General features: G+C 46.0%; 13 protein-coding genes. 7 read left to right on the top strand and 6 right to left on the bottom strand.

From position 1 onward, the window contains the following. The coding region (locus NDI34_RS25585) for a transposase (RefSeq protein WP_348232469.1) at nucleotides 1-188 on the top strand (188 nt) is incomplete at its 5' end. A 96-nt stretch (nucleotides 189-284) separates the two neighbouring features. On the opposite strand, the gene NDI34_RS25580 is transcribed toward NDI34_RS25585, so the two are convergent. Continuing rightward, nucleotides 285-1,553, bottom strand: coding sequence for an HhoA/HhoB/HtrA family serine endopeptidase (locus NDI34_RS25580; RefSeq protein ID WP_190413012.1), 1,269 nt, complete (start codon nucleotides 1,551-1,553; stop codon nucleotides 285-287). Between the two features lie 375 nt (nucleotides 1,554-1,928). Here NDI34_RS25580 and NDI34_RS25575 point away from each other — a divergent pair, with 375 nt between their 5' ends. From NDI34_RS25575 to NDI34_RS25565, 3 genes are all read left to right on the top strand, one after another. After that, a complete protein-coding gene (locus tag NDI34_RS25575) occupies nucleotides 1,929-2,390 on the top strand; it encodes a DUF2127 domain-containing protein (protein ID WP_348234220.1) in 462 nt (153 codons plus the stop codon). Between the two features lie 219 nt (nucleotides 2,391-2,609). Further along, entirely contained in the window at nucleotides 2,610-3,347 is a 738-nt protein-coding gene (locus tag NDI34_RS25570) for a hypothetical protein (protein WP_348234219.1), read from the top strand. A 363-nt stretch (nucleotides 3,348-3,710) separates the two neighbouring features. Continuing rightward, a complete protein-coding gene (locus tag NDI34_RS25565) occupies nucleotides 3,711-5,909 on the top strand; it encodes a fused MFS/spermidine synthase (protein ID WP_348234218.1) in 2,199 nt (732 codons plus the stop codon). 36 nt (nucleotides 5,910-5,945) lie between these two features. Here NDI34_RS25565 and NDI34_RS25560 read toward each other — a convergent pair whose 3' ends face one another. The 5 genes from NDI34_RS25560 to acpP form a co-directional block, all read right to left on the bottom strand. Then, nucleotides 5,946-6,206: a hypothetical protein gene (locus NDI34_RS25560; protein WP_190688192.1), complete on the bottom strand. Its 261-nt coding sequence runs from the start codon at nucleotides 6,204-6,206 to the stop codon at nucleotides 5,946-5,948. A 349-nt stretch (nucleotides 6,207-6,555) separates the two neighbouring features. Further along, a complete protein-coding gene (locus NDI34_RS25555; protein WP_277877581.1) occupies nucleotides 6,556-6,687 on the bottom strand; it encodes a hypothetical protein in 132 nt (43 codons plus the stop codon). An 81-nt stretch (nucleotides 6,688-6,768) separates the two neighbouring features. After that, entirely contained in the window at nucleotides 6,769-8,781 is a 2,013-nt protein-coding gene (gene tkt / locus NDI34_RS25550; protein WP_190413004.1) for a transketolase, read from the bottom strand. Nucleotides 8,782-9,069: 288 nt separating this feature from the next. Continuing rightward, nucleotides 9,070-10,323 (bottom strand): beta-ketoacyl-ACP synthase II, encoded by a 1,254-nt coding sequence (gene fabF, locus NDI34_RS25545; RefSeq protein WP_190425191.1) that lies wholly within the window; start codon nucleotides 10,321-10,323, stop codon nucleotides 9,070-9,072. Nucleotides 10,324-10,528: 205 nt separating this feature from the next. Beyond that, nucleotides 10,529-10,780 carry an acyl carrier protein gene (gene acpP / locus NDI34_RS25540; protein ID WP_190413002.1) on the bottom strand — a complete coding sequence of 84 codons (252 nt, stop codon included), beginning with the start codon at nucleotides 10,778-10,780 and terminating at the stop codon, nucleotides 10,529-10,531. A 381-nt stretch (nucleotides 10,781-11,161) separates the two neighbouring features. On the opposite strand from acpP, the gene NDI34_RS25535 reads away from it, so the two are divergent. The 3 genes from NDI34_RS25535 to NDI34_RS25525 form a co-directional block, all read left to right on the top strand. Next, entirely contained in the window at nucleotides 11,162-12,067 is a 906-nt protein-coding gene (locus tag NDI34_RS25535) for a CoB--CoM heterodisulfide reductase iron-sulfur subunit B family protein (protein WP_348234217.1), read from the top strand. Nucleotides 12,068-12,287: 220 nt separating this feature from the next. Further along, nucleotides 12,288-12,773: a hypothetical protein gene (locus NDI34_RS25530; RefSeq protein WP_348234216.1), complete on the top strand. Its 486-nt coding sequence runs from the start codon at nucleotides 12,288-12,290 to the stop codon at nucleotides 12,771-12,773. 548 nt (nucleotides 12,774-13,321) lie between these two features. Then, on the top strand, nucleotides 13,322-13,543 hold a 222-nt coding region (locus tag NDI34_RS25525), incomplete at its 3' end, for a response regulator (RefSeq protein WP_348234215.1).

Below are 13,543 nucleotides of genomic sequence, written 5' to 3'. Positions count from 1 at the left end.
AGGGCGGGCGGATTGAGCAGTTGATTCGAGCGGCTGGTGCTCAACTTTGGTATTTACCACCTTACTCCCCCGACCTCAACAAAATTGAGAACTGCTGGTCTTGGCTCAAGAGCCGCATCCGCAAACAACTCGACCAGTTTAATTGTTTGCGAGATGCAATCGAGCATGTCTTATGCTTGTCGTCCTAATTACCTTGGCGATTGCTATACATACAAAAAGGATGGGCAAAATACCCATCCTCAGAAACCTTGTCTTACTGACTGATTGAGAAAGCTATTAACACACTACTCGCTCTGGGTCGGGAGAGCCGCAGTGGTTACAGGTAGGTTAATCGTTTGCCCATTCCGAAGCACCTCCATCTGTAAACTACTGCCCACCTGGCTCCTTTCTACTTGCTGTTGTACTGTGTCTGTGTCTGTGACCAATTGACCGTTGATTTTTTGGATAACATCTCCCGTGCGTAACCCTGCATTGGCAGCAGGGGAGTTTCTCATGACTCTGACGACAAGAATGCCTCGATCCGCATTGATATTCACGCGACTGTTGGAATCTTCATTGATTTGCTGTTTGACTTCAGGCGTGAGTTTCACCATCTGGATGCCCAGATAAGGATGTTGCACGTTGCCAGTCGTCGCCAGCTGATTGCCAATGCGTTGAGCGGTATTGATAGGAATCGCAAAGCCTAATCCTTGGGCACCCCGGATAATCGCTGTATTCATCCCAACCACTTCACCTTTGGCGTTCAGCAGTGGCCCGCCTGAGTTACCCGGATTAATCGCCGCATCTGTTTGGATAAAGTTTACCCGCTTATCGGGAACGCCAACTTGAGAGCTAGAGCGTCCAGTGGCACTAATAATCCCTGTTGTGACGGTATTATCTAGACCCAAGGGGTTGCCGATAGCGATCGCCCATTCCCCAGGTCTCAGCCGATCTGAATCACCCAAACGCACCGTCGGCAGATTATCCGCCTGAATTTTAACGATGGCGACATCTGTTACCGGATCTGTACCCATCACCTTACCTGTAAAGGTGCGCCCATCCTTGAGAATGACGTTTACAGTGTCGGCACCAGCGACTACATGGGCATTGGTGAGAATTTGACCATCCGTATTGATAATAAAGCCCGATCCCGTACCCCGTTCCACTCGCTCTTGTGGGCCAGTCGGCAACTCAGCGCCAAAGAACCTGCGGAAGAGGGGGTCATTGAAAGCGTCAGGGAGTTGTTGTGTCACCGTGCGGGAAGAATTAATCCGCACCACTGCTGGTCCCACCTTGTCCACAACTTCTGTAACAAAGTTAGTGTCTGTGCTAAGTGGTAGTTGTGCCTGAGCAACCGCAACGCCTGGGGTTAGAGACACTTTAGAAGTAGACTCCTTGGAGGACAGCAGGGTATTTGACCCCAGATAGCCGCCTGAGAAGGTGACACCAGCTCCCAGCAGCACCAGCGATACATAGGTGGCTGCCTTTTGCCAGGGTTTAGGTGCCGAAGCGTCAAATCCTTTCTGGTTGGGTTGCCTGGAATTATAATCGCTATCTTGCTGTTTGCTTTTCATTGTTGACACCTGCGACAAGGAAGTTAAAATTCTGTACGCTTGGCTCTGGCGAAGACAACTCTGTTATCCGCTGGTTTACCAAGTGCGTCCGCGTGAAAACGCTATGTAAATTTGCCTGTATAGATGCTTGGTTTAACATCTCTACATCTCTTAATTTAGACATCTCATGTGACGTGCTTGTGACGTTGATGTTGCACTCTAATGAAAATTCTTGGGGCTGGAGAGGAGATATCTACTTTTTGGAATACCTCTCAAAGGAGCAGCTTTGCCCCACTCGCCCGCATACGATCAAACGTAAGCGAGTGCCTAATTGTTCGGGTGTTCCAGAAGCGGCTGACTCATTCACCAAAATCACGGGTCATTCATGTGAAAAATATTACTAAGCGCCCACCGGGTTTAGTGGCAATCGTTATTTACAAAATCTTCAGTGCTTTACTGCTTGCGGTGATTGCGATCGCTTTAGGATTAACAGTCAAAGAACATCAGCTTTTGGTTGATTTTTCAGAATCTTGTGCTTTAGAAGGTAAATTAGACATTATTAAATGGACTCTGGACAAGATTTTAAATTTTAACCCTAAAACTTTGCAGTTTACCAGCATAGCTGTTGGACTCTACGCGATTTTAACTGCGATTGAGGGAATCGGTCTTTGGTATCAAAAAGGTTGGGCAAAAATATTAGTTTTGGTACTGGTAGGGATTAGTATTCCACCTGAATTTTTTGAGCTATTCCGCAGAATATCGCTACTAAAGCTAGCAGTTTTTTTGGTAAATTTAGCTGTGTTTTGGTATTTGTTGCGTCATTCACTCTCTACCCGCGATGATGGGCAATCGCAGTAAAAATTGAAACCCGGCTTGAGCAGACAGCGATCGCTAACTTTAAAATCTAGAATTGGATGTTTTTGATTGAAATTTACTTGACTCAATTTAGCTAAATCCTGTTCTGACAGCTTTAGGAAGCGTTTACATGGTAGCAAGCCTTTTTAGACCCTACTCAGAAATTGGACTGTTATGATGGACTGACTATGTAGCAGTTTGTATTGGCTCATTACTCTCTCTATGAACCGTTTAAAAGCTGAAGTCGTCCCTAAACCAAAAATCCAAGATTACCTAATCCGGTTGATGTATGACTTATATACCCAGTATTACGATGGCAGCAGTTGGGAAATTTTTCAACAGGATTTGAGTAACAAAGATTATATAATCCTGCTGTGGAATGAAGAGGAAAAACTTCAGGGGTTTTCCACCCTAGCAATTCTTTCGTTTGAATTTGAGGGAAAGCCGCAACGCGCTATTTTCTCCGGCGATACGATTATCCATCATCAATATTGGGGAGAACAAACTCTGCCATTGGCGTGGTGTCGTCTGGCTGGCAAAATTAAAGGCGAAGCAATAGAGAAACCTTTATATTGGTTTCTAATTGTTAAGGGATACCGGACGTATCGCTACTTGTCAGTATTTGCCCAACGTTTTTATCCAACTTGGCGATATCCAACGCCAGCAAATTATCAGGCGTTGATGGATTACCTAGCTAAAACAAAATTTGGAGCTAACTACGATCCTGCAAGTGGGTTAATTCGCTTTCCTGCATCGTTAGGGCATTTGCGAGGAAGCTGGGCAGAGATTAAAGAAGGATTTCAGCATAAACCGGATGTACGCTACTTTTTAGAACGGAATCCGGAATATTACAAAGGACATGAATTGGTGTGTTTAATGGAGTTGAGCGAGGAGAATATGCGATCGCATGCTCAACGCGGTTTCCTAGAAGGCTTGAGGGATGCGCGGAGTGAGGGATGAAGGGATAGAGCGCGATCGCTAGTTGAACCGACGCGCCAAGACGATATCTGCATCAGTTATGAGTTGGTGCCAAATCACAACGAATTGACTGATTTTACCTTTGAGAAAAAGTGGGGAATCGGCCAAAAATGGAAGCTGAATTTGACATAAGTATACATTAAAAAAAATAAGTCAAGATTAAACGAATTAATAGAATAAAAACTGGATTTTTTTAATTAGCTATACAAACTGAATTGCATTGTGGGCTGTTGCAAATATAATTAATGTAAGCCTCAGCTATCTACCAAAGGAGCAGTGCTTTTGATTATTCTTTTTTCTTTCACCCTTTTTGTTAGTGCTTTCCTCCTTTTCTGGGTACAATTGATGGTTGCCAAGATGATTCTGCCTTTATTAGGCGGATCTCCATCAGTATGGAACACTTGCCTATTCTTTTTCCAAGCAATTTTATTACTAGGTTATGGCTATTCCCACATCACAACGAGTTGGTTTGGGGTTCGCCACCAAGCTGTTATTCACACTATTTTTCTGCTATTACCAATAGCCTTTTTACCCGTTACTCCTGCTAAGAATTGGATTCCTCCTCATGATGCCAATCCTATCCCTTGGCTGTTATTTTTGCTGCTTTTCTGTGTCGGATTTCCCTTTTTTGTGGTTGCTACCAGTGCGCCTTTAGTGCAAAAGTGGTTTGCTGAGACAGGACACCCAGCGAGTTCCGATCCTTATTTCCTCTATACTGCGAGTAACCTAGGCAGTATGTTAGGAGTTCTCAGCTACCCCATCTTAATTGAACCAAATTTTTCGCTTACACGCCAAAGTTGGCTATGGACAATCGGTTACGGATTATTAGTTTTGCTAACTCTAGGATGTGCAGTATGCCTATGGCGATCGCCTGAAAATTTCAACGGTTTACAAGCGGGTAACGCTGGGTTTATTCAAAATGTTGCTGGGGATACTAATGTAGGCAATAAATCCGAGCTTACAGAAGAAACTCCCACAATTCGGCAGCAAGCACAATGGGTATTCCTGTCATTTTTACCCTCTAGTTTACTTCTAGGAGTTACCACTTATCTAACGACAGACATTGCAGCAATTCCGCTTTTGTGGGCAATTCCTTTAGCGATTTATCTATTAACATTTATTTTAACTTTTGCCCGTAAACCACTTTTGCCTCATAAAGTTTTAGTGGCAATTTTACCTTTATGGTTGACTATACTAATAATTTTATTTTTAATTCAGGTGATGCAGCCAATATGGGTATTATTTCCCTTACATTTGGCAGGATTTTTTGTGGCGGCTTGTGTTTTTCATGGAAAATTAGCTCGAAGTCGTCCCAGTACGCAGTATCTCACTAATTTTTATCTGTGGATTTCTGTCGGGGGTGTCCTCGGCGGATTATTTAATGCAATCGCGGCTCCGCTTTTATTTCAATCTGTCCTGGAGTATCCTCTGATTATGGTACTTTGTCTCCTCCTTATGCAAACTTCTAAGGAGGCAGACGATCCCCTATCTAACCTACAGCGACGTTTAACTTTTCCCATCAGTTTAGGTCTTTTAATCGGCACTTTGCTGGTTGGTTTTACTGGCAAGAATTTTACGAATAACCTGATAGGCGACCTTATCGGTTTTAGCATCCTAGCTGGCATTTTTTACGCCTTTAAGCTACATCCAATTCGGTTTTGTTTAGGCTTAGTTTTGGTTGTTTTAATTAGCCAGTTTTCGATAGGAACTCTCGGTGGTATTCTCGATACCGAACGCAGCTTTTTTGGCGTCTATCGGGTTTTAGATGATAGGCGCGGCAGCTATCATAGCCTTCTGCATGGAACGATCCTGCATGGGAAACAAAGTCTCGACCCAAAACGGCACAATGAACCTTTAACTTATTTTTATCCTACTGGTCCCATTGGGCAATTATTTAGCTCTTTGAATCAAACAAAACCTCCAAAAAATGTTGCGGTGCTAGGGTTGGGAATTGGGACGCTAGCTGCGTACTCAGAATTGGGGCAACAATGGACTTTTTATGAAATCGATCCGACTATTGAAAGGTTAGCTCGTGACACTCGTTACTTCACCTTTTTACAGAATTCAAAAGCACCATTATCCGTGGTTTTAGGGGATGCCCGGTTGCGATTTACTGAAGTTCCAGATAATCGCTATGACCTGATTTTCATGGATGCTTTCAGCTCGGATTCAGTCCCCATCCACCTAATAACAAAGGAAGCCATTCAGCTTTACTTGAGTAAGTTAGCTAAAGAAGGGTTAATTGTCATTAACATTTCTAATCGATTCCTGAATCTTGAGCCGGTTTTGGGCGCTTTAGCTCAGGATTTAGGATTGTCTACGCTGAGGCAGAGAGAAGCAGATATTTCTGAATCTGAGCGGGAAATCGGGAAATCTCCTTCTCACTGGGTGCTATTTGCTCGTAATCAAAAAGATTTGGGCAATCTCGTCAGTGATTCGCGCTGGCAACCCATCCCGGAAACAAAATCAGCGCCTCTGTGGACAGATGATTTTTCTAATATCTTCCGAGTATTACGTGCCTTTGCAGTTAGAAAAGCTGGGTGAATGACAGATGCGATGCGATCGCACGCCGTATACAATCTACCGTAGCTGCCGTAATACTTTGATTTGTGAGGTGTTGAGTGTGGATGAGTTGGTAAAAGCATCGAGATAAGGAGGCTGATTCAAATAAATTGATTGAGGCGCTGTCTCGGTAGCCATTCTCTTGGCTTTTTCTTTAATTGATTTGAGTACCAGACGAACGACCCATGAAGAGAGTTGTGGATTTTCATCTATTTCGGTCATCAGAGCATCTAAATCGTTAACAATCGCCATCATTGGGTAGTTCAGGTCTTTTTGCATGACTTTCGCTCTTTATTTTCAATATTTGCTCGATTTACGCCTAAATCGCTCGGATTGAGCGAGCAGCGTGTTCTTGTTGCGGTACTTACTTAAAATAAAAAACTTTCGCATAGCCCACAATCGTTGTTGTGTCACTCTCTTAGCCGACTTTCTACCCTGATGCTATTTCTGTGTTCTTTTTTAGCCGATGTAGTTGGCTACTCCTTGCTGTATCAACACTTGCGGCTTGGGGAAAAACGAGCGAGCGCGCTTTGAAGTCCAAACAACTACTGCCTCTAGCAGTAGACAATTCTTCAACCGGCACACACAATCAAATTGAAATTTTTTTTCCTGAAGTTGAAGATGGGAATCAATCGAAGTGACAATGCCATGTTAAATCCGCCTGATTCCCTGCCATTAAGCGCAACCCTACCCTGATAGAGCCTGCGGCTCCAGCTTTCCTTGCCAAGAGCAGGTAGGGATTAGGATGAGGTTCTGGCATTGCCTACCCCTACTTAACTCAGATGTGAATAAAAAAGGGGGGACTTTTCAGCCCACCCTACAAGAGACTATTTCCTAGCTATTAGCCCAACAGAGCCTTCGCCTTCGCGACTACGTTATCAACATTGAAGCCGAACTTCTCTAGAGCAACTGGCCCTGGAGCAGAAACGCCAAAGCGGTCAATGCTAATCATCGCGCCTTCATTTCCGAGGTAACGGCACCAGCCGAAACTAGAAGCGGCTTCTACAGCTAGGCGCTTAGTGACAGCCTTGGGTAATACAGATTCCCGGTAAGCTTCATCCTGCTCGTCGAACAACTCCCAGCTGGGCAGGGAAACGACACGGACTTTCTTCCCTTCACCGCGCAACTGGTCTGCTGCCTTGGCGCAAAGTTGCAGTTCGCTTCCGTTGCCAATCAAGATAATCTCAGGCGTGCCATCGCTATCGGAAAGGATGTAACCACCCTTAGTGGTGCCTTCAATCGAAGTGCCAGCCAAGTTGGGCTGTGCTAAACGAGACAGCGCCAGAAGGGTCGGACGATGCTGGTTAGCTGCCTCAATCGCCACTTTATAACAACCAGAGGTTTCGTTTCCATCAGCAGGACGCATTACCGTTAGCTGGGGAATAGCCCGTAGGGAGGCAATCGTTTCCACAGGTTGGTGAGTAGGGCCATCTTCACCTAACTGGATTGAGTCGTGGGTCATTACCCAGATCACGCCCGCATGGGAAAGAGCTGAGAGACGAATCGCTGCCCGCATATAGTCAGCAAAGACTAAGAAGGTTGCCCCATAGGGAATCAAACCTGTGCCGTGCAGGGCAATGCCATTACAAATCGCTCCCATACCGTGTTCGCGGACGCCAAAGCGCAGGTTGCGATTTTCGTAGTGACCTTTGAGGAAGTCGCCAGAACTCTTGATTAAGGTCATGCAGGAACCAGCCAAGTCAGCTGAACCACCCAAGAGTTCGGGTAAAATTCCAGCTAGAGAATTCAAGCATTTGCCAGAGTGATTGCGGGTAGCATCTGCTTTGTCTTCTGGGGTGTAGGTGGGGAGAACTTTATCCCAACCTTCTGGCAGTTTGTTGCTAATCAGCCGTTCTAATTCAGCAGCTTCCTCTTCGTATTTGGCTTTGTAATTTTCCCAGTTTTTGTTCCACTCTTCCTCATACTTAGCGCCGCGCTCGATTGCCTTGCGCCAATGGTTGAGGGCATCTTCTGGAACTTCAAAAGGCTCGTATTCCCAACCCAGATGCTCGCGAGTTGCTTTCACTTCATCGCCACCCAAGGCAGAACCATGTACGCCGTGGGTGTTGGCTTTATTGGGAGAACCGTAACCAATCGTAGTGGCAACTTTAATTAATGAAGGCTTATCAGTAACAGCTTTAGCGGCTTCAATTGCTTTGTGAATTGCCTCTAGGTCGGTGTTGCCGTCTTCTACCGTTAGGACGTGCCAGCCGTAGGCTTCATAGCGCTTGCCGACATCTTCGGTGAACGATAAATCGGTGTGACCGTCGATGGTGATTTTGTTGTCATCGTACAGGGCAATCAGTTTGCCCAGCCCCAGGTGTCCGGCTAGGGAACAAGCTTCGGCAGAGACGCCTTCTTGGTTGCAACCATCACCCAAAATCACATAAGTGTAGTGGTCTACGATCGTATGATCGGGCTTGTTAAATTTAGCTGCTAGGTGAGCTTCAGCCATTGCTAAGCCTACAGCGTTAGAAATTCCTTGACCGAGGGGACCTGTAGTGACTTCTACGCCTCGAGTCATGAAGTTTTCCGGGTGACCGGGAGTTTTTGATTCCCACTGCCGGAACTGCTTGAGGTCTTCAATCGTTAAATCTTCGTAACCAGTTAAATACAGTAAGGCGTACTGTAACATGGAGCCGTGACCGGCAGAGAGGACGAAGCGATCGCGATTGAACCATTTGGGATTTTTTGGGTTATACCGCATAAAGCGATCCCAAAGCACAAATGCCATTGGAGCCGCGCCCATCGGTAGCCCTGGATGCCCTGATTTTGCCTTCTCTACGGCGTCAATCGCCAGAAAGCGGACGGAGTTAATACAAAGTTCTTCGAGTGATTGGGTTGCAACGGCCATAATCTCTTCTACTTAACGACGGTTTAGCACGCTAATTGGCTGAGCGGGAAGTTGAATGCTCTGGATCGCCCTAAGCACCCATTAACCGATCATCCCATTAGCCGGATGGATGGGCAAGTCGTGGGCAGTATTAAGGGATCGCCATTCCATCGAAATAGGTGGTCTTGCTTACCCCCATGTCGATTCGGAATGGGAGATCCCATACTTTGTGAGAAACAGGATAAATTATAAAGGGTGAAGGATTAAATTTTTTTCCCCTCACCCGACCCGCTGATATTTTTATCGCCCCTATCTGTACTTTTTAAATGCGAGTGTCACGTTGTGACCGCCAAACCCGAAAGAGTTCGACAGCGCCACCTCGACGGTTTGAGAGCGACTTTTGTTGGGTACATAATCCAGGTCACAACCCGGATCGGGGTTTTCCAGGTTGATCGTGGGAGGAATCTGGTCTTGGGCGATCGCCATTACCGTAGCAACTGCTTCAATCCCGCCAGAACCTCCTAGGAGGTGCCCCGTCATCGATTTGGTGGAGCTAACCGCCACTTTGTAGGCGACACTCTCACCTAAAGCTTTTTTGATCGCTGCTGTCTCAGTCACATCGTTGGCTGGTGTGCTGGTTCCATGAGCATTGACGTAGCTAACTCGATCGGGAGCCAATCCTGCATCTTTCAAAGCTAGCTGCATGGCTCTGCTAGCTCCTTCACCACCTGGAACGGGTGCAGTCATATGGTAGGCATCGCAAGTCATGCCGTAGCCAACAATTTCCGCATAAATCCGAGCGCCACGGCTCAAGGCGTGTTCCAATTCTTCCAAAACTAAAATGCCAGCGCCTTCGCCCATGACAAAGCCATCGCGATCGCGATCAAAAGGACGACAAGCATGAGCTGGGTCGTCATTGCGCGTCGAAAGTGCCCGTGCTGAAGAAAATCCAGCCAACGATAAAGGTGTCACGGCGGCTTCGCTGCCACCACAAATCATCGCTTGGGCATATCCCCCTTGAATCAGGCGAAAGGCATCTCCCACCGCGTTAGAGCCAGAGGCACAGGCTGTCACCGGGCAAGAGTTTGGCCCTTTGGCACCCGTGTGGATTGCCGTTAAACCCGCTGCCATGTTGGCAATCATCATGGGAATCATAAACGGGCTACAGCGGTCGGGACCACGACTCAAGTAGATTTCTTGCTGGTCTTCCAACACTTTAAGACCGCCCACCCCGCTGCCAATGATGACGCCGACTTGTTCTGCGTTCAGCTCATTAATGACAAATTGAGAGTCTGCGATCGCCTGCTTGCTCGCAGCTACCGCAAATTGAGCAAAGCGATCCATCCGCTTTGCTTCCTTACGCTCCAGGTATGTGTGGGGGTCAAATCCCTTGACTTCACCAGCGATGCGACAATCATGCCGGGAAGGATCGAACAATGTAATCGGACCAATGCCATTTGTGCCGCTCAACAACCCTGACCAATAATCTGTCAAAGTGTTGCCTATCGGTGTAATCGCGCCGAGACCTGTTACAACAACGCGCTTCCGTTCAAAATTTGTCATTATGCCAGTAATAGATGGGTTTTGCACCCAAAACGCAAAACAGTAATAGGACCGAGGAAAGAAGACTCAGAACTAAGTATCTATTTTTATTTTCAACTTAGGACTTCCCTGTGGGCGAGTTTTGCACCGAGTTTTAATTAGTTTTAATTAACGCGCCCGAAGAAAATTCTTCTTTACCCGCCCCTACAGCATTCAGCACGATTATTTATGCCGAAGCCGCCACTTTGCCACTGATGTAGTCCACAACGGCTTGAACGGTGGCAATTTGCTCAGCTGCCTCGTCTGGAATTTCGATATCAAACTCTTCTTCCAATGCCATTACGAGTTCAACCGTATCGAGGGAATCCGCTCCCAGATCGTTAGCAAAGTTAGCTTGTGGCGTGACTTCATCGGGTGCAACCTCCAGTTGTTCCGCCACAATCTTCTTGACTCTTGCAAAAATTTCCTCTTGGCTCATATTGATCCTCTACCCATTCCCTCAAGCTATGTTCTTAGGGTTATACGGTTCTAAGCATCTCTTCATCTTATCTGAAAGAGGGGACAACAAAAACGCTAGATAGTCGCTTCTCCAAGTGGCACTGTTCTATTGAAACTTAAACGAATGTCACCAGTTACCCCCAGTATGGGATGGACAAGCGATGATAGGGGTAAAGGGAGTGCTGAGAACTGTTAGCGTAGAGGCGTGAAAGTGCGGACTGAGTGAAAAAAAGAAAAAAGTAATTTTTTTGCTCCTCCTGATTCCTGACATTCCTCTGCTCAGTCCGCGCTAACGCCCCACTACGCTAACAGTCCTGAAATTCTCAGTCCTTCTGAATTGCCTTTGGTCTTTCGTCAAAATATGGCATCCCCGACTCTTAAATATGCTTACTTTCCCGGCTGCGTTGCTCAAGGCGCTTGCCGGGAGCTTTACCAGTCTACAGCAGCCCTCACCCAAGCTCTGGGCATCGAACTGATTGAGTTAAAAAAAGCTGCTTGTTGTGGTTCTGGTACCTACAAAGAAGATTCTCAACTGCTAGAAGATACGGTAAACGCTCGCAATATTGCTCTAGCAGAAGAACTGAATCTGCCGTTGTTAACCCATTGCAGTACCTGCCAGGGCGTCATTGGTCATGTGGATGAGCGTTTGAAGGACTCCCAACAATCAAACCCGGCTTATATAGAGCAGGTGAATGGCTTACTGAAGAAAGAAGGCTGTTCTCCTTATCAAGGCACTACAGAAGTCAAACATCTACTTTGGGCATTAGTCGCCGATTATGGACTAGAGGAGTTGCAAAATCGAGTTAGCCGCAAACTGGCTGGCTTGAAGTGTGCGGCATTTTATGGCTGCTATTTGCTCCGCGCCCAAACTCATATCCCCTATGACGACCCTCTCCAACCCGAATCGATGGAAAATGTGTTTCGGGCAGTAGGGGCGACGCCAGTTTACTACCGAGGACGCACCCAGTGTTGCGGATGGCCTCTTTCCAGCTATGCCACCACGCAATCTTTCAAGATGGCTGGGTCGCACATTCAAGAAGCCCTCGATGCAGGTGCTGATTGTATGGTGACGCCTTGTCCCCTGTGCCATCTAAATCTCGACTCTCGTCAACCGGAGGTTGAAAAAACGATCGGGCATAAGTTAGGTTTGCCAGTGCTGCATTTACCCCAGTTAATTTCTCTGGCGCTGGGGATTAGCCCGAAGCAGCTCGGTTTGGATAGACACATTGTCTCGACTCATCCAGTGTTGGAAAAATTGGGCTTTTAGGGGATAGGGTGGGCTACTTTATTCCTTGCATCGGTGTCGTCTAAGTTTAGAAAATTCACCACTTTGATTGTTTCCTAGAAACTGTCTCGGCGGCTTGGCAGCGCGAGGCAGTTTCTACAAAATCTGACAAATTTGATGTGACATGACAAAGGGTTTCAGGTTAAAAGAATGTTAGGCGTCGGCATAAGTTTATAATTCCGATTAGGGATTGAAATAAGCGATGGATTTTGAACCAGAAGTTACTGCAACCTCAATGCCCGAAGCAACTGAATTTGCTGAACCACTAGAGCGAAGCGCCTTCGGAGCTGCGACGCTAACACCTTTGGAGTTTCTGCGAGACACCGAAGGGTTGCTGCGACGCAAAACCTTAGCAACTCTGTCGCCGGTGTTGCCGCCGCCAGTGGCAATCAGTTTGCAAGATGCTTCCGAGGTGGCTGATGAATCTCTCAACCAACTGGCAGAGATTGACTTGGATGAAATCAGCGATGAGGAATTGAAACCAGCTCGTATTCTAATTGGTTTGACTTTTTCGGGATTTGGGGCGCTTTTTCTGGTTTTGTTGCTGCTTTATCTGTATCTCTTGCATCCAGAACTTAGCCCTGTTGAGCAGGTGCGGGAATATTGGTATCAGTATATTTGGTTTGTCTGTTTGGGCGTTGCCGGAATGATGATGCTAGGTCGAGAGGCAATGCGTCCAAAAGATTAAAAATTAAATTCCTTAATTCTTAATTATCAGGGTTCTGAAAGTAACCATTGTGGCTAAACCAAATATTCAAAAAGTAACCGCTATAGCTAAAGCAAATATTAAACTTATCCAAGTAGCTTAGCTCAATATTACAAGCTTCTCAACTCCCGGAAGCCTTGTCTTTGATTGCCCAACGCTGGGGCTATGTTAACGTTCGGTAGCGCGTTTTCACCATTTGCACTACAGCGGTTTGAACTCTAGCGAGTTACAAAATGATATGCTAAAATCCTTGCTGAGTCTGAGTTTGGTGTATTCGCACGAGAAAGAAGCGCGATCGATTGGAGCCTATCAAAGCCCCGAATTACCATTAGAACTATCGAAGTATTGAGAATCTCAGAAGGAACTGGTTTAACATTACTTAGCTTAGGATTGAGTAAGTTAAGGTTTCATGGTTTATCATCACTGAATCCAATCCTTGCAGAATTATTTGCTGGTTCTGCACCAGATGGATGAATTTAAAATGACATAGAAAGAATTTTTTTATTATCTTTATATGTTTCTTGAGCAATATGGATATTTTGATTGTTGAGGATGAACCGGAAATTGCTAAACTCATCCAAATAACTTTAGAAAAAGAGGGGTTTTCCTGTCATCTGAGTCGCGATGGTCTGAGAGCTTTACAAGTTTTTCAGGAGCAACAACCAGATTTAATCATTCTCGACTTGATGTTACCTGGTTTGGATGGGCTGGAAGTGTGTGCCAGAATACGGCAGAAACCAGGAGCGAAAGAT

This window comes from Trichocoleus sp. DQ-U1 (assembly GCF_039961925.1).
Lineage (GTDB): Bacteria > Cyanobacteriota > Cyanobacteriia > Cyanobacteriales > FACHB-T130 > FACHB-T130.
The sequence above is the reverse complement of the archived record's forward strand: the minus strand, read 5'-3'. Positions and strand labels throughout refer to the sequence as shown.

Excerpts from the sequence above, each read along its gene's own strand:
- NDI34_RS25580 (WP_190413012.1), bottom strand. The coding sequence starts at position 1,553 with ATGAAAAGCAAACAGCAAGATAGCGATTATAATTCCAGGCAACCCAAC.
- NDI34_RS25570 (WP_348234219.1), top strand. The coding sequence starts at position 2,610 with ATGAACCGTTTAAAAGCTGAAGTCGTCCCTAAACCAAAAATCCAAGAT.
- NDI34_RS25565 (WP_348234218.1), top strand. The coding sequence starts at position 3,711 with ATGGTTGCCAAGATGATTCTGCCTTTATTAGGCGGATCTCCATCAGTA.
- NDI34_RS25560 (WP_190688192.1), bottom strand. The coding sequence starts at position 6,206 with ATGCAAAAAGACCTGAACTACCCAATGATGGCGATTGTTAACGATTTA.
- NDI34_RS25555 (WP_277877581.1), bottom strand. The coding sequence starts at position 6,687 with ATGCCAGAACCTCATCCTAATCCCTACCTGCTCTTGGCAAGGAAAGCT.
- tkt (WP_190413004.1), bottom strand. The coding sequence starts at position 8,781 with ATGGCCGTTGCAACCCAATCACTCGAAGAACTTTGTATTAACTCCGTC.
- fabF (WP_190425191.1), bottom strand. The coding sequence starts at position 10,323 with ATGACAAATTTTGAACGGAAGCGCGTTGTTGTAACAGGTCTCGGCGCG.
- acpP (WP_190413002.1), bottom strand. The coding sequence starts at position 10,780 with ATGAGCCAAGAGGAAATTTTTGCAAGAGTCAAGAAGATTGTGGCGGAA.
- NDI34_RS25535 (WP_348234217.1), top strand. The coding sequence starts at position 11,162 with ATGGCATCCCCGACTCTTAAATATGCTTACTTTCCCGGCTGCGTTGCT.
- NDI34_RS25530 (WP_348234216.1), top strand. The coding sequence starts at position 12,288 with ATGGATTTTGAACCAGAAGTTACTGCAACCTCAATGCCCGAAGCAACT.